General features: G+C 48.3%; 30 protein-coding genes. All 30 read right to left on the minus strand.

All coding sequences use genetic code 11. From position 1 onward, the window contains the following. Nucleotides 1-223: 223 nt before the first annotated feature. On the minus strand, nt 224-619 hold the full coding sequence (rplQ, locus tag H8K47_RS17435; RefSeq protein WP_162021765.1) for a 50S ribosomal protein L17: 396 nt from the start codon (nt 617-619) through the stop codon (nt 224-226). A gap of 115 nt (nt 620-734) precedes the next feature. Next, complete coding sequence (locus tag H8K47_RS17440; RefSeq protein ID WP_162021766.1) at nt 735-1712, minus strand: DNA-directed RNA polymerase subunit alpha; 978 nt, start codon at nt 1710-1712, stop codon at nt 735-737. Nucleotides 1713-1816: 104 nt separating this feature from the next. After that, a complete protein-coding gene (rpsD, locus tag H8K47_RS17445) occupies nt 1817-2440 on the minus strand; it encodes a 30S ribosomal protein S4 (protein ID WP_162021767.1) in 624 nt (207 codons plus the stop codon). A gap of 197 nt (nt 2441-2637) precedes the next feature. Further along, complete coding sequence (rpsK, locus tag H8K47_RS17450; RefSeq protein ID WP_110255932.1) at nt 2638-3042, minus strand: 30S ribosomal protein S11; 405 nt, start codon at nt 3040-3042, stop codon at nt 2638-2640. 31 nt (nt 3043-3073) lie between these two features. Next, nucleotides 3074-3439: a 30S ribosomal protein S13 gene (gene rpsM, locus H8K47_RS17455; RefSeq protein ID WP_162021768.1), complete on the minus strand. Its 366-nt coding sequence runs from the start codon at nt 3437-3439 to the stop codon at nt 3074-3076. 27 nt (nt 3440-3466) lie between these two features. After that, complete coding sequence (gene rpmJ / locus H8K47_RS17460) at nt 3467-3580, minus strand: 50S ribosomal protein L36 (protein WP_014004415.1); 114 nt, start codon at nt 3578-3580, stop codon at nt 3467-3469. Nucleotides 3581-3612: 32 nt separating this feature from the next. Beyond that, nucleotides 3613-3831 (minus strand): translation initiation factor IF-1, encoded by a 219-nt coding sequence (infA, locus tag H8K47_RS17465; protein ID WP_005663428.1) that lies wholly within the window; start codon nt 3829-3831, stop codon nt 3613-3615. A 24-nt stretch (nt 3832-3855) separates the two neighbouring features. Continuing rightward, the gene (secY, locus tag H8K47_RS17470) at nt 3856-5190 is read right to left on the minus strand and encodes a preprotein translocase subunit SecY (protein ID WP_186882655.1); all 1335 of its coding nucleotides are present in this window, start codon (nt 5188-5190) and stop codon (nt 3856-3858) included. Between the two features lie 25 nt (nt 5191-5215). Beyond that, the gene (rplO, locus tag H8K47_RS17475) at nt 5216-5647 is read right to left on the minus strand and encodes a 50S ribosomal protein L15 (RefSeq protein WP_162021770.1); all 432 of its coding nucleotides are present in this window, start codon (nt 5645-5647) and stop codon (nt 5216-5218) included. Nucleotides 5648-5675: 28 nt separating this feature from the next. Continuing rightward, the gene (rpmD, locus tag H8K47_RS17480; protein ID WP_162021771.1) at nt 5676-5858 is read right to left on the minus strand and encodes a 50S ribosomal protein L30; all 183 of its coding nucleotides are present in this window, start codon (nt 5856-5858) and stop codon (nt 5676-5678) included. A 10-nt stretch (nt 5859-5868) separates the two neighbouring features. Next, nucleotides 5869-6387, minus strand: a complete 519-nt coding sequence (gene rpsE, locus H8K47_RS17485; protein WP_186882656.1) for a 30S ribosomal protein S5 — start codon at nt 6385-6387, stop codon at nt 5869-5871. A gap of 12 nt (nt 6388-6399) precedes the next feature. After that, the gene (gene rplR / locus H8K47_RS17490) at nt 6400-6762 is read right to left on the minus strand and encodes a 50S ribosomal protein L18 (protein ID WP_162021773.1); all 363 of its coding nucleotides are present in this window, start codon (nt 6760-6762) and stop codon (nt 6400-6402) included. Between the two features lie 12 nt (nt 6763-6774). After that, entirely contained in the window at nt 6775-7308 is a 534-nt protein-coding gene (gene rplF, locus H8K47_RS17495) for a 50S ribosomal protein L6 (RefSeq protein WP_186882657.1), read from the minus strand. A gap of 10 nt (nt 7309-7318) precedes the next feature. Next, nucleotides 7319-7714: a 30S ribosomal protein S8 gene (rpsH, locus tag H8K47_RS17500; protein ID WP_162021775.1), complete on the minus strand. Its 396-nt coding sequence runs from the start codon at nt 7712-7714 to the stop codon at nt 7319-7321. 14 nt (nt 7715-7728) lie between these two features. Next, nucleotides 7729-8034 carry a 30S ribosomal protein S14 gene (gene rpsN / locus H8K47_RS17505; protein WP_162021776.1) on the minus strand — a complete coding sequence of 102 codons (306 nt, stop codon included), beginning with the start codon at nt 8032-8034 and terminating at the stop codon, nt 7729-7731. A 7-nt stretch (nt 8035-8041) separates the two neighbouring features. Beyond that, nucleotides 8042-8581, minus strand: a complete 540-nt coding sequence (gene rplE, locus H8K47_RS17510; RefSeq protein ID WP_162021777.1) for a 50S ribosomal protein L5 — start codon at nt 8579-8581, stop codon at nt 8042-8044. Between the two features lie 4 nt (nt 8582-8585). After that, nucleotides 8586-8900, minus strand: a complete 315-nt coding sequence (rplX, locus tag H8K47_RS17515; RefSeq protein ID WP_162021778.1) for a 50S ribosomal protein L24 — start codon at nt 8898-8900, stop codon at nt 8586-8588. Between the two features lie 9 nt (nt 8901-8909). Beyond that, nucleotides 8910-9278 (minus strand): 50S ribosomal protein L14, encoded by a 369-nt coding sequence (rplN, locus tag H8K47_RS17520; RefSeq protein ID WP_006464924.1) that lies wholly within the window; start codon nt 9276-9278, stop codon nt 8910-8912. A gap of 240 nt (nt 9279-9518) precedes the next feature. Further along, the gene (gene rpsQ / locus H8K47_RS17525; protein ID WP_162021779.1) at nt 9519-9791 is read right to left on the minus strand and encodes a 30S ribosomal protein S17; all 273 of its coding nucleotides are present in this window, start codon (nt 9789-9791) and stop codon (nt 9519-9521) included. After that, complete coding sequence (gene rpmC, locus H8K47_RS17530) at nt 9791-9982, minus strand: 50S ribosomal protein L29 (RefSeq protein WP_162021780.1); 192 nt, start codon at nt 9980-9982, stop codon at nt 9791-9793. The genes rpsQ and rpmC overlap by 1 nt, the downstream gene beginning before the upstream one ends. 12 nt (nt 9983-9994) lie before the next feature. Beyond that, nucleotides 9995-10414 (minus strand): 50S ribosomal protein L16, encoded by a 420-nt coding sequence (rplP, locus tag H8K47_RS17535; RefSeq protein ID WP_186882658.1) that lies wholly within the window; start codon nt 10412-10414, stop codon nt 9995-9997. A 2-nt stretch (nt 10415-10416) separates the two neighbouring features. After that, complete coding sequence (gene rpsC / locus H8K47_RS17540) at nt 10417-11241, minus strand: 30S ribosomal protein S3 (protein WP_162021782.1); 825 nt, start codon at nt 11239-11241, stop codon at nt 10417-10419. Between the two features lie 9 nt (nt 11242-11250). Beyond that, nucleotides 11251-11583: a 50S ribosomal protein L22 gene (gene rplV, locus H8K47_RS17545; protein ID WP_186882659.1), complete on the minus strand. Its 333-nt coding sequence runs from the start codon at nt 11581-11583 to the stop codon at nt 11251-11253. 6 nt (nt 11584-11589) lie between these two features. Next, entirely contained in the window at nt 11590-11865 is a 276-nt protein-coding gene (gene rpsS / locus H8K47_RS17550) for a 30S ribosomal protein S19 (protein WP_007875308.1), read from the minus strand. A gap of 10 nt (nt 11866-11875) precedes the next feature. Further along, on the minus strand, nt 11876-12706 hold the full coding sequence (gene rplB / locus H8K47_RS17555) for a 50S ribosomal protein L2 (RefSeq protein ID WP_186882660.1): 831 nt from the start codon (nt 12704-12706) through the stop codon (nt 11876-11878). 2 nt (nt 12707-12708) lie between these two features. Next, on the minus strand, nt 12709-13023 hold the full coding sequence (rplW, locus tag H8K47_RS17560; protein ID WP_162021784.1) for a 50S ribosomal protein L23: 315 nt from the start codon (nt 13021-13023) through the stop codon (nt 12709-12711). Next, nucleotides 13020-13643, minus strand: coding sequence for a 50S ribosomal protein L4 (gene rplD / locus H8K47_RS17565; protein WP_162021785.1), 624 nt, complete (start codon nt 13641-13643; stop codon nt 13020-13022). The genes rplW and rplD overlap by 4 nt, the downstream gene beginning before the upstream one ends. Before the next feature lie 3 nt (nt 13644-13646). Continuing rightward, complete coding sequence (rplC, locus tag H8K47_RS17570; RefSeq protein ID WP_162021786.1) at nt 13647-14303, minus strand: 50S ribosomal protein L3; 657 nt, start codon at nt 14301-14303, stop codon at nt 13647-13649. A 211-nt stretch (nt 14304-14514) separates the two neighbouring features. After that, entirely contained in the window at nt 14515-14832 is a 318-nt protein-coding gene (gene rpsJ, locus H8K47_RS17575; RefSeq protein WP_110255911.1) for a 30S ribosomal protein S10, read from the minus strand. A gap of 129 nt (nt 14833-14961) precedes the next feature. Then, the coding region (locus tag H8K47_RS17580; protein WP_456243333.1) for an EF-Tu C-terminal domain-related protein at nt 14962-15082 on the minus strand (121 nt) is incomplete at its 5' end.

Genomic DNA, 15082 nt, shown 5'->3' on the forward strand with positions numbered 1-15082 from the left:
GTGCCGCCGACGCCGTCTTGGCGTATTGATTCCATCGTCCATCATGTACAAGTGTCCACTTATTAAGTGGACACGATCATCTACGCTTACGCACTTAACTTCAAGATGACTTCACCGGATGCTTACAGCCAAGCCTCATATGACTTCGGTGGACAGACAACAGACGAAAAAAAAACCGCTCAGATTGAGCGGTTTTCTTTGCATCAGGAAGCGAACTTCCCAATTATTCTGCTACAGGAGCGTCTGCAACTTCAGTTGTTTCTGGACGATCTACCAGTTCAACGTAAGCCATAGGTGCATTGTCGCCAACGCGGAAACCCATTTTCAGGATGCGCAGGTAGCCGCCGTTACGTGTTGCGTAACGTGGGCCCAGTTCAGCAAACAGCTTCTGAACAATTTCACGATCGCGCAAACGGGCAAATGCCAGACGTTTGTTAGCCAGTGTGTCAGTTTTACCCAGAGTCAGGATAGGCTCTACAACGCGGCGCAATTCTTTTGCTTTTGGCAGAGTTGTTTTGATGGCTTCATGACGCAGCAGGGAAACTGTCATGTTGCGCAGCATAGCCAGACGGTGGGAAGAAGTACGATTCAGCTTACGTAAGCCGTGACGGTGACGCATGGTATTTCCTTTCAGATTTCAATGCCAGCTCTTCTATCGACATCAGTCGCGGGCCGGTAATTATTTACGACGTTAAAAAATGAACGGTCCGGATAGAACCGTTCATCGGGATAAATTATTTTTCCAGGCCAGCAGGTGGCCAGTTTTCCAGCTTCATGCCCAAAGACAGACCACGGGATGCCAGTACTTCTTTGATTTCGTTCAAAGATTTGCGGCCCAGGTTTGGTGTCTTCAACAGTTCATTTTCGCTACGTTGGATCAGATCACCAATGTAGTAAATATTTTCTGCTTTCAGGCAGTTTGCGGAACGGACTGTGAGTTCCAGATCATCGACTGGACGCAACAGAACCGGATCCACTGCAGGTGCGCGGGATGGTGCTTCAGCTGCTGCTTCAGTGCCTTCCAGTGCTGCAAATACGGTCAATTGATCAACCAGTACGCGTGCGGACTGACGAATTGCTTCTTCAGGAGAGATCACGCCATTGGTTTCGATATTGATGACCAGCTTGTCCAGATCGGTACGCTGTTCCACACGGGCAGATTCAACCGCATAGGAAACACGACGCACTGGAGAGAAAGACGCGTCCAATATCATACGGCCAATGGTCTTGTTTGCATCTTCAGACAGACGACGTACGTTACCTGGCACATAGCCACGGCCTTTTTCTACCTTGATCTGCATATCCAGCTTACCGCCGGCAGTCAGATTCGCGATCACGTGATCTGGGTTGATCAGTTCAACATCATGTGGCAGATCGATGTCTGAAGCCAGCACTGCGCCTTCGCCATCTTTCTTCAATGTCAGCGTGACTTCATCACGGTTGTGCAACTTGAAGACGACGCCTTTCAAGTTGAGCAGGATGTCAACAACGTCTTCCTGAACGCCATCGAGGGAGGAATACTCATGAACCACGCCAGCGATCGTCACTTCAGTCGGTGCATAGCCTGTCATGGTCGACAGCAGCACGCGACGCAGCGCATTACCCAGTGTGTGGCCATAGCCACGTTCAAACGGTTCCATAGTCACTTTAGCGTGACCGGCACCCAGCATTTCCACATCAATGATACGTGGCTTCAACAGATTGTTTTGCATGAAATGTCCTTTTCAATACCCTCGGTTCGTTACACCGATAAGGCTGATGGCATTAAAGAAAAAAGCCTGCCTGTCGAAAAACAGGCAGGCAGTGAAACTCAGAATTAACGAGAATACAATTCAACGATCAGGGATTCGTTGACATCGTGAGCGATGTCGCTGCGATCTGGCATGGACTTGAAAGTACCTTCCATTTTCTTCGCATCAACAGCAACCCAAGAAGGCATGCCGGACTGCTCAGCCAGGGACAGCGCTTCAACGATACGTACTTGTTTTTTCGCTTTTTCACGAACAGCAACGACGTCACCAGCTTTAACCTGGTAAGAAGCGATGTTCACAACGATACCGTTAACTGTGAAAGCTTTGTGGCTCACCAGCTGACGTGCTTCAGCGCGTGTGGAGCCAAAGCCCATACGGTAAGCAACGTTGTCCAGACGGGATTCCAGCAATTTCAACAGTGTTTCGCCTGTGTTACCTTTTTGACGGTCTGCTTCAGCGAAGTAGCGGCGGAATTGACGTTCCAGTACGCCGTACATACGTTTAACTTTTTGCTTTTCGCGCAATTGGTTACCGAAGTCAGAGGTACGAGCACCGGAAGTGCGACCATGTTGACCTGGTTTTGCATCTAATTTGCACTTGGAGTCCAAAGAGCGACGTGCGCTTTTCAGGAACAGATCCGTGCCTTCGCGGCGGGATAACTTAGCTTTAGGTCCGATATAACGTGCCACAGTAATTTCCTTTAGTAATTGACGCAGAACAAGCTGCGCTAGTCTGATCTACCTGCTACCAGACAGTGGTCTTAAAGACAGTCAGCAACATGCTGCTTGTCTGAAATAAAATTTCCCAACACAAAACCCGCCAACAAAATGGCGGGCTTGCATTCTAACGAAAAAATCGTCAGAACGCCAGCGACAAATATCGCTGCTTAGATACGACGACGCTTTGGAGGGCGGCAGCCGTTATGTGGAACTGGTGTTACGTCCTGGATCAGGGAGATCTTGATACCCAGATTGTTCAGAGCGCGAACGGAAGATTCACGACCTGGGCCTGGGCCTTTGATACGTACTTCCAGATTTTTGATACCGCATTCTACAGCAACTTTACCAGCTGCCTCTGCCGCAACCTGCGCTGCAAACGGAGTAGACTTACGAGAGCCTTTGAAGCCGGCACCACCAGCAGTTGCCCAAGACAACGCGTTGCCTTGGCGATCAGTGATCGTGATGATAGTGTTGTTGAAAGAAGCGTGAACGTGAGCAATACCTTCTGCAACGTTCTTTTTAACTTTCTTACGCGCACGTGCTGCTGCCGCGTTATTTTGAGCTTTTGCCATAATGTTTTCCTTGGATCCGGGCTAGCCTGGATTATTTCTTCAAAGATTGCGCTGCTTTACGTGGGCCTTTACGTGTACGTGCGTTAGTACGTGTACGTTGACCACGAACTGGCAAGCCTTTACGGTGACGCAAGCCACGATAGCAACCCAAGTCCATCAAACGCTTGATGTTCATGGACAGTTCACGACGCAAATCGCCTTCAACGATGAATTTACCGATTTCGTCGCGAAGCTTTTCGAGTTCGTTGTCGTCCAGATCTTTGACCTTTTTAGTGGTCAGAACACCCGTTGCTTCACAGATTTGCTGTGAGCGTGGACGGCCAATACCATAGATCGCTGTCAAGCCGATTACGGTATGCTGATGATTTGGGATATTAACCCCTGCGATACGTGCCATTCGTTATTCCTCGTTCAATAACGTTAATTAACCTTGGCGCTGTTTATGGCGTGGTTCTGTGCAGATAACACGAACAACACCTTTGCGCTTGATGATTTTGCAGTTGCGGCAGATCCGCTTAACTGATGCGAGAACTTTCATTTTTGCCCTCTTCCCTTTTAATACAATTTAATTTACTTGGTACGGAACACTATTCGCGCCCGGCTCAAATCATAAGGCGTCAATTCCACTGTCACCTTATCACCAGGAAGAATACGGATATAGTTCATTCGCATCTTCCCGGAAATATGGCCTAGTACAACATGCCCGTTTTCCAACTTAACTCGAAATGTTGCATTCGGAAGATTCTCAAGAATCTCGCCCTGCATCTGTATAACGTCGTCTTTTGCCATTCGATCTGCTGTTCCTCGAGGCAATCACCGCGAAGGAATCCCGCCCTTGAAATTTGCTTTACGAAGAAGCGATTCATATTGCTGGGACATCACATAATTCTGAACCTGAGCCATAAAGTCCATGGTCACGACCACGATAATCAGCAGCGAGGTGCCGCCGAAGTAAAATGGTACTTTCCATTTGGCGATTAAGAATTCTGGTAACAAACAAACCAGCGTAATATAAACCGCACCGGCCAGTGTCAGACGCATCAGGATCTTATCGATATAACGAGCAGTCTGGTCACCTGGACGGATTCCCGGAACAAACGCTCCACTCTTTTTCAGGTTGTCAGCTGTTTCTTTGCTGTTGAACACCAAAGCGGTGTAGAAGAAGCAGAAGAAAATGATAGCTACAGCGTACAACAAAGCGTGGATCGGCTCACCCGGCGCCATAGAAGCTGCCAGATCTTTCAGGAAGGTGATAACACCACTGGAAGAATCTGCACCTTTAGCGAACCAGCTGGTAATCGTCGCTGGGAACAAAATAATGGAAGAAGCAAAAATGGGAGGAATCACACCTGCCATATTCAGCTTCAGTGGCAAATGACTGCTTTGACCACCATATACTTTGTTACCTACCTGACGTTTTGCGTAGTTCACCAGGATCTTACGCTGACCGCGTTCAATAAATACCACCATGAACGTGACAGCAGCAGCAATCACACAGATTAACAGGACCGAAGCAGGATGCATTTCACCAGTGCTAACCAGTGAGAACAAACCACCCAATGCACCAGGCAAACCTGCAGCGATACCGGCGAAAATAATGATAGAGATACCATTACCCAAGCCACGCTCAGTAATTTGTTCACCCAACCACATCAGGAACATCGTTCCGGTTACCAACGTAACTACAGTCGTAAAACGGAATGCCAAACCTGGATCAATTACCAGGCCTGGTTGAGCTTCCAAGCCAAACGCAATGAAATACGCCTGAAGTGTCGCTAAAACCAGCGTTCCATACCGAGTGTATTGTGTAATTTTTCTGCGTCCGGACTCACCTTCTTTTTTCAGTGCTTCCAGTTGCGGAGAAACAATAGACATCAACTGCATGATAATCGATGCCGAAATATACGGCATGATACCCAGCGCAAACACGGTGAACCGTGACAATGCACCACCGGAGAACATGTTAAACATCCCCAAAATACCACCTTGGTTTTGTTTAAACAAGTCCGCCAATGCAGTAGGGTCTATACCCGGGACCGGTACGTGAGCACCGATCCTGTAGACAACCAGCGCAGCCAGCAAAAACCAGAGTCGACCCCATGGAAATCCGCTTGCAGCGCTTTTAGCTTGTTGTGGAGATGTTGCCAATTATTGCTCCGGTGTCTGCACTGAATTAAGCGATGGTTCCGCCAGCAGCTTCGATTGCAGCTTTAGCGCCTTTAGTGACGATCAAGCCGTTCAAAGTAACTTTTTTGGAAATCGCGCCAGACAGAATCACACGTACTGTACGTGCGAGTTCAGAAACGACACCAGCTTGTTTCAAAGCCAGAATATCGATTTCAGTCACTGGCAGGTTTTCCAGGTCTGTCAAACGAACTTCTGCTTTAAACGGTGTTGCCAGCGATTTGAAACCGCGTTTTGGCAAACGACGTTGCAGAGGCATCTGACCGCCCTCGAAACCGACTTTATGAAAGCCGCCGGAACGGGATTTTTGACCTTTATGGCCGCGACCCGCTGTCTTACCTAAACCTGAACCGATACCACGACCAACACGACGTTTGTAGTGTTTTGCGCCATCAGCAGGTTGGATGTTATTCAATTCCATAATTTGCTCCGAACATAAGCCTGACGACTTACGCTACAACCTTCACAAGATACGAGACTTTGTTGATCATGCCGCGTACTGCTGGCGTGTCTTGCAATTCGGAAACCGAATTGACGCGACGCAGACCCAGACCACGTACGGTTGCACGGTGATCCTGGCGTGTGCCGATCAGACCTTTGACCAATTGCACTTTAACTGTCTTAGTAGTCATCGCGCTCTCCTTAACCGAGGATTTCTTCAACGGTCTTGCCACGCTTTGCAGCGATTTCAGATGGAGTACTCATCTTAGCCAGACCATTCAAAGTCGCACGAACCATGTTGTAAGGATTTGTGGAACCGTTGGACTTAGCCACAACGTTTTCAATACCCATTACTTCAAAAATCGCGCGCATTGGACCACCAGCGATAACGCCAGTACCTTTTTTCGCAGGAGAAATCATGACGGAAGATGCGCCGTGCTTACCTGTAACGGTGTGCTGCAGAGTGCCGTCTTTCAGTGTCACTTTGATCATCTTGCGACGTGCTTCTTCCATCGCTTTTTGTACAGCAACAGGAACCTCTTTCGATTTTCCTTTGCCCATACCGATACGGCCATCGCCGTCGCCAACTACTGTCAATGCAGCGAAGCCCATGATACGACCACCCTTAACCACTTTGGTTACACGGTTGATCGCGATCATCTTTTCGCGCATGCCATCATCCGGCTTGTCGGCTGCTGTTTTTGCTTGCATTTTTGCCATGACAAATTTTCCTTAGAACTTCAGGCCAGCTTCACGCGCAGCTTCTGCCAGCGCCTTGATGCGACCATGGTAACGGAAACCGGAGCGGTCAAACGCAACTTCGGTAACCCCTGCTTTGATTGCCTTCTCTGCTACACGCTTGCCGATCAAAGTCGCGGCGGAAGTGTTGCCACCCGCACCGGATTTGCCAGCCAACTCTGCACGTACTTCTGCTTCCAATGTAGAAGCCGATGCCAACACTTTGGCGTCTGGGCCAATAATGTTTGCGTAGATGTGCAAATTGGTGCGATGCACGGCCAGGCGGTTCACTTTGAGTTCTGCGATCTTGGCACGGGTTTGACGTGCGCGGCGCAGACGTGATTGTTTCTTGTCCATCGTCAACCCCTATTACTTCTTCTTGGTTTCTTTAATTACAACCACTTCGTCCGAGTAACGGACGCCCTTGCCTTTGTATGGCTCTGGGCTGCGGTATGCACGGACCTCAGCTGCAACTTGACCTACTTTTTGCTTATCCATCCCTTTGATCAGGATTTCAGTAGGAGTTGGCGTAGCACAGGAAACGCCTTCTGGCATTTGATGTACAACTGGGTGGGAGAAACCTAAAGACAAATTCAACTTATCACCTTGGGCTTGCGCTTTGTAACCAACGCCGACCAATGTGAGTTTTCTTTCAAAGCCTTTAGTAACACCGTTTACCATGTTGTTGACCAGGGCACGCAGGGTGCCTGTCATCGCATTGGCTTCACGGCCGTCATTGGCTGGAGAAAAACTCAAAGTGCCGTTGTTGTTCGCAATTGTCACCAAGCCGTTCAGGCTTTGTGACAAAACGCCCATAGGACCTTTTACTGTAATCTGCTCTGCTGAGATTGCAACTTCTGCACCGGCCGGCAAAGCGATTGGCATCTTACCTACTCGAGACATCTTTCACTCCTTAGGCGACGTAGCAAATAACTTCGCCACCGACACCGGTTGCGCGCGCTTTGCGGTCAGTCATGACGCCTTTTGGTGTGGACACGATGGCCACGCCCAAACCGTTCATCACACTTGGGATCTCGTCTTTACCTTTGTAAATACGCAGACCTGGGCGGGATACGCGCTCCAAGCGTTCAATAACAGGACGTCCTGCATAATATTTCAAGCCGATTTTCAACTCGGACTTACCTGCAGTTTCCGAAACTGCGAAATCTTCAATGTAACCTTCGTCTTTCAGTACGTTTGCAATTGCAACTTTTACCTTAGAAGACGGCATCGCAACTACAGTTTTCTGAACTACTTGTGCATTGCGGATGCGGGTCAGCATATCGGCGATAGGATCGCTCATACTCATTGCATATTCTCCTATTACCAGCTGGCTTTAGTCATACCCGGAATTTCACCACGCATGGCGATTTCACGGACTTTAATACGGCCCAGACCGAATTTACGGAATGTACCACGTGGACGACCTGTCAAAGCGCAACGATTACGCTGGCGGGTCGGGTTAGAATTACGTGGCAAAGCCTGCAACTTCAGACGAGCTAAATAACGCTCTTCTTCTGTCTTTGATTGGTCATCAATGATGGCCTTCAATTCGGCGCGCTTGCCAGCGAATTTCTTCACTAAGTCTGCACGCTTTTGCTCACGATTAATCAGTGCCAATTTTGCCATGGCGACCTCAGTTTCTGAACGGAAATTTAAATGCGGCGAGGAGCGCTTTCGCTTCTTCGTCGGTCTTTGCGGTTGTCGTGATACTGATATTCATACCACGCAATGCGTCGATCTTGTCGTACTCGATTTCAGGGAAAATGATCTGTTCCTTGACACCGATGTTGTAGTTACCACGACCATCAAACGCACGACCAGAAACACCACGGAAGTCACGTACACGTGGCAGAGCCACAGTGATGAAACGATCCAGGAATTCATACATCTGAGCGCCACGCAAAGTTACCATACAGCCAATTGGATAACCTTCACGGATTTTAAAACCAGCGATCGCTTTGCGAGCCTTGGTAACAACTGGCTTTTGACCAGCAATTTTCGTCAGATCACCAACAGCATGCTCAATGATCTTTTTGTCTGCAACTGCTTCAGACAAACCCATGTTCAGGGTGATCTTCAGGATACGTGGAACTTCCATGACTGTTTTGTACGCATACTTTTCAGTCAGTTCACCAACGATTTTATCTTTATATAATGCTTGTAGACGGGCCATGATGTTATGCCTTCACAACTTCGCCAGTCGACTTGTAGACGCGGACTTTCTTACCATCCACGACCTTAAAGCCTACACGGTCTGCTTTGCCGGAAGCTGCATTGAACAATGCAACATTCGACACATGAATCGGCATCAATTTATCTACGATGCCACCAACTGCGCCAGTCATTGGGTTTGGTTTAACTGCTTTCTTAGCAACGTTAACACCAGCTACAACAACGTAATCGCTGTCGATGCAAGCTTGCACCTGACCACGTTTACCTTTGTCTTTACCCGTTAAGACGATGACTTCGTCGTTTTTACGAATTTTATTCATCACGACTCCTTACAGCACTTCTGGAGCCAAAGACACGATTTTCATGAAGCGCTCAGTACGCAGTTCGCGTGTCACTGGGCCGAAAATACGAGTGCCGATAGGCTCAAGCTTTGCATTCAACAATACTGCAGCATTGCCATCAAATTTGACCAAAGAGCCATCTTGACGACGAACACCCTTAGCTGTTCTCACAACCACGGCGTTGTAAATTTCACCTTTTTTTACACGACCGCGCGGAGCAGCAGACTTCACAGTGACTTTAATTACATCACCGATACCCGCATAACGACGCTTGGAACCGCCCAATACCTTGATGCACAGTACTTCGCGCGCACCAGTATTGTCAGCTACTTCCAGCCGGCTTTCTGTTTGAATCATAATGTTCTCTTTCCCAACTTAATCCACACAACTTGCACAATGCAAGTTTGTAGTCAGTCTTGGTCCTGCCAGCAAACCCCTACATAACCCACAATGCACGAGCCAACTGATTAGGTGGACGATTTTTTTAACCACTTTCACAACGAGAGGGTGTTGCGAAAGACATTTAGGCTGTTATTTACGTACTTTGTAAATAACAGCCCATCATTATCGCATCAAAAAAATTTTTGTGCAATAAATTTATACGACTTGCGCGACTTGAACCACACGTGTCACTGTCCAAGCTTTAGTCTTGGAGATTGGACGACCTTCTTGAATTTCAACTGTGTCGCCAGCCTTTGCCTGGTTTGCTTCATCGTGAGCGTGGTACTTTGCAGTACGAACGATGATCTTGCCATACAAAGGATGTTTGACGTGACGTTCAACCAGTACAGTGACTGTCTTGTTCATCTTGTCAGACACAACTTTGCCAATCAATGTGCGCTTCAATGCCACTTTAACTTGATCGTTCATTATTTGGCATCCTTCTGATTCATGACGGTTTTCACGCGTGCGATGTCACGACGAACTTTTTTCAACTGAGAAGTGTTAGTCAGTTGCTGAGTAGCGATTTGCATACGCAGGCTGAATTGTGCCTTCAACAGATCATTGAGTTCTTTAGTCAAAGCCGCTTGATCTTTACCTTGGAGTTCAGATACTTTCATTTACAACTCCTATTATTGGCCGACTTGGCGAACGACGAAAGTCGTTGCTAACGGCAATTTTGCTGCCGCCAGGCGGAACGCTTCACGTGCGAGCGATTCATCAACACCATCCATTTCGTACAACATTTTGCCTGGTTGAATCTCGGCAACGTAGTACTCAGGATTACCTTTACCATTACCCATACGAACCTCTGCAGGCTTCTGGGAAATCGGCTTGTCCGGGAAAACGCGGATCCAGATACGACCACCGCGCTTGATGTGACGTGTCATTGCACGACGCGCAGCTTCAATCTGACGCGCTGTGATACGACCACGGCCAACCGCTTTCAAGCCAAACTCACCGAAGGAAACAGCTGTACCGCGGGTATGCGAGATACCCTTGTTACGGCCTTTTTGCTCCTTACGATATTTTCTGCGTGCTGGTTGCAGCATGATTATTCTCCTGCTTTCTCAGCTGGTGCTGCGTCAGCTTTAGCGCGTACACGCTTAGCTGGAGCTGCTGCGCCAGATGTATTTTGCCCTTCAGGACGCTTAGCACGTGGACGGCTGTTTGGCTTGCCATCGTCACGACGTGGGCCACGACGTTTTTTGTCGTCTTCCGGAGTCGATTCAATAACAGGCGCATCGCCATTTGCCAAACGATCACCTTTGTAGACCCACACTTTAACGCCAATAATGCCGTAAGTTGTGGATGCTTCGCCGAAGCCGTAGTCGATATCAGCGCGCAGTGTATGCAGAGGCACGCGGCCTTCGCGATACCATTCTTTACGTGCGATTTCGATACCATTCAGACGACCGCCAGACATAATTTTGATGCCTTGCGCGCCCAGACGCATTGCGTTCTGCATCGCACGTTTCATCGCGCGGCGGAACATAATACGTTTTTCGAGCTGCTGAGCGATAGAGTCAGCGATCAGCTGAGCGTCGATTTCTGGCTTGCGGATTTCTTCGATGTTAACGTGAACTGGCACGCCCATCATCTTGGACAAATCTGCTTTCAGAACTTCGATGTCTTCGCCTTTTTTACCGATTACAACGCCTGGACGGGAGCTGTAAATGGTGATGCGTGCGTTCTTAGCTGGACGCTCAATAGTGATGCGACCAACGGAAGCGTTTTTCAGTTTTTTCTTCAAGTACTCACGTACTTTCAGATCTTCACCGAGCATGGAAGCAAAGTTGCCATTGCCTGCATACCAACGGGAAGACCAGTTACGTGTTACCGCCAGACGAAAACCGGTTGGATGTATCTTCTGTCCCATCGTGACTCCTTAGTTACCAACAGTCACGTAGATGTGACAGGATTGTTTAGAGATACGATCACCACGACCTTTAGCGCGTGCTGTGAAACGCTTCAGAATCGCACCTTTTTCGACATAGATAGTCTTTACTTTCAGTTCGTCGATGTCAGCGCCATCATTGTGCTCGGCGTTTGCAATTGCAGACTCCAACACTTTCTTAATGATTGCAGCGCCTTTTTTCGGGCTGAAAGTCAGGATATTCAATGCCTGATCTACTTTTTTACCGCGGATCAGATCTGCCACCAGGCGACCTTTTTGCTCAGACAGACGCACACCGCGAAGAGTTGCTTTAGTTTCCATCATCGGTCCTTATTTCTTAGCCTTTTTATCGGCAGCGTGACCCTTGAACGTACGGGTCAGCGCGAATTCGCCGAGCTTATGACCAACCATGTTTTCGGAAACATAAACCGGTACGTGTTGCTTACCGTTATGAACCGCAATGGTCAAACCGATGAAGTCCGGCATAATTGTCGAACGACGGGACCAAGTCTTGATTGGCTTTTTGTCTTTAGTTGCTTGAGCAGCTTCGACTTTCTTCACCAGGTGGGCGTCACAAAACGGCCCTTTTTTCAATGAACGTGTCATGTGTTATCCCTTATTTCTTACCACGGCGTGAGACGATCATCGAAGTAGTACGCTTGTTGCGACGTGTCTTCTTACCCTTGGTCTGTTGACCCCATGGAGATACTGGATGACGACCAGCTGCTGTTCTACCTTCACCACCACCGTGCGGGTGATCGATCGGGTTCATGACCACACCGCGAACGGTAGGACGAACACCACGCCAGCGCATCGCACCAGCTTTACCAATCTTACGCAGATTGTGCTCGCCGTTACCTACTTCACCAACGGTTGCGCGACATTCGATATGAATGCGACGAACTTCGCCGGAGCGCAGGCGAACCTGTGCGTAAGTACCTTCACGCGCCATCAATACCACGCCAGCACCTGCTGTACGTGCAATCTGCGCACCTTTGCCTGGCAACATTTCTACGCAGTGCATAGTTGTACCGACTGGGATGTTACGGATTGGCAAGCAGTTACCTGCTTTGATCGGAGCCTGGGAACCGTTCATCAGCTGATCGCCAGCTGCAACGCCTTTAGGGGCGATGATGTATGCACGTTCGCCGTCCGCGTAGCACAACAACGCGATGTGTGCTGTACGGTTAGGATCGTATTCAATACGTTCAACTGTCGCAGGAATACCGTCTTTGTGGTTGCGTTTGAAGTCAACTACACGGTAGTGATGCTTGTGACCACCACCGATATGACGGGTAGTGATGTGACCGTTGTTGTTACGGCCAGCAGTTTTGGATTTCTTTTCCAACAAAGCAGCAAACGGACGACCTTTGTGCAGGCCTTCTGTTACCACTTTCACCATACCACGACGACCTGGTGAGGTTGGCTTCATCTTAACGAGTGCCATAATTATGCCCCCTCAGTGAAGTTGATTTCCTGACCAGGCTTCAAGCATACAAAAGCGCGTTTTGTATGATTGCGACGGCCAGTAAATCTACCGGTACGTTTTTGTTTACCTTGACGATTTGCCACTTGAACAGATTCAACCTGAACCTTGAACAGCAATTCGACGGCAGCTTTGATTTCTGGCTTGGTTGCATCTGGAGTAACCAGGAAAACCACTTGTTCATTCTTCTCAGCAACCATAGTTGCTTTTTCAGAAATCACAGGAGCCAGCAACACCTTCAACAGGCGTTCTTCGCTATGTTTGACTAATGCGCTCATGCCAGCATCTCCTCAATCTTTGCCAGTGCTGGCTTAGTGATCAACACTTTCTTGTAGAACACTAAAGAAACTGGATCAGCATAACGTGGCTCTACAACCAATACGTTAGCCAGGTTACGTGCTGCCAACATCAGATTTTCGTTAAATTCATCAGTGATGATCAGAACGGAATCCAGGCAACCCATTGCTTTGAGCTTTTCAGACAACAATTTTGTCTTAGGCGCATCAACAGCAACATTATCAACCACTTGCAAACGATCTTCACGTGCTAACTGAGACAGAATCGAGCAGATACCTGCGCGATACATCTTTTTGTTAACTTTGTGAGAGAAGTTCTCATCTGGCGTATTCGGGAATATACGACCACCCCCGCGCCACAGTGGAGAAGAAGACATACCAGCACGTGCACGGCCTGTGCCTTTTTGGCGCCATGGCTTTTTCGTTGTGTGATGAACTTCTTCGCGATCTTTTTGCTTACGATTACCGCTGCGTGCATTCGCTTGGAAAGCAACAACAACTTGATGAATCAAAGCTTCGTTGTAATCACGACCGAAGATAGTGTCGGATGCTGCAACGCTGGTTGCTGCCTGACCTTGTTCGTTTAGGAGCTTCAGTTCCATGGATTAGGCTCCCTTCTTAGCTTTAACTTTAACAGCAGGAGATACAATCACCTGACCATTTTTTGCACCAGGCACGGCACCCTTCACCAGCAACAACTGGCGCTCTGCGTCAACGCGAGCGATTTCCAGATTTTGCACGGTGCGCTTAACGTCACCCAGATGACCAGTCATGCGCTTACCAGGGAAAACACGACCTGGATCCTGCGCCATACCGATAGAACCTGGAACGTTATGGGAACGGGAGTTACCGTGAGTTGCACGACCAGAAGAGAAGTGGTAACGCTTGATGGTACCGGCATAGCCTTTACCAATTGTCACGCCTTGCACGTCGACTTTCTGACCAGCTTCGAACAAACCGACTGGCACAACATCGCCAGCTTTCAGTTCAGCAGCTTTAGCAGCTTCAACACGGAATTCTTTTAAGACTGTACCAGCTTCAACACCTGCTTTTGCGAGGTGACCGGCAGCCGCTTTAGTTACGCGGGATGCACGGCGCTGACCGAATGTAACCTGAACAGCAGAGTAACCGTCTGTTTCAGGAGTTTTGACTTGCGTCACGCGGTTGTTGGATACATCCAATACTGTAACCGGAATAGAATCCCCGTCATCAGTAAAGATACGCATCATGCCAACCTTGCGACCAACTAGGCCCAAGCTCATTATTTTCTCCATTCTCACCTACGATTGGGTGAGGCTGATGTTTAAAAAACTTAAACAAATAGGCCAGCCGAAGCTGACCCACGTTTAAGCCTTCCATTATAGCCCGCAAATTTTTAATTTACAAGGCAAAATATTTGAAATTCCTAAAATTTGTGGTATGTCAAATTTTCTGAATTTTTCGTATTTCTTTCAAAAAGAAGGCAAATCTGGATTATTGCAGTTTGATTTCTACGTCAACGCCAGCTGGCAGGTCGAGTTTCATCAATGCGTCAACAGTTTTATCTGTTGGGTCAACGATGTCCATCAGACGCTGATGCGTACGGATTTCGAACTGATCACGGGAAGTTTTGTTCACGTGCGGGGAACGCAGTACGTCGAAACGCTGGATACGTGTTGGCAGAGGAACCGGGCCCTTAACAACTGCACCAGTGCGCTTTGCTGTTTCAACGATCTCCAGAGCGGATTGATCGATCAGCTTGTAATCGAATGCTTTCAGACGAATGCGGATTTTTTGATTTTGTGTAGACATAACCATTCCTATAAAGAGCGAGCCAGCATCTCAAAAGAGTGTGGCAAATTTACAAAGAGCGAATACTAAAAAAGTCGGCTGCCGTGCTTAAAAACACGGCAGCCGACTAGTGTACTACAAAATTACAAATTACTCGATGATTTTAGCAACAACGCCTGCACCGACTGTACGACCACCTTCACGGATAGCGAAGCGCAAGCCTTCTTCCATCGCGATTGGGTTGATCAGTTTTACTGTGATCGATACGTTG

The organism is Cognatundibacterium rugosum, from assembly GCF_014284365.1.
Classification (GTDB): Bacteria; Pseudomonadota; Gammaproteobacteria; order Burkholderiales; family Burkholderiaceae_D; genus Undibacterium; species Undibacterium rugosum.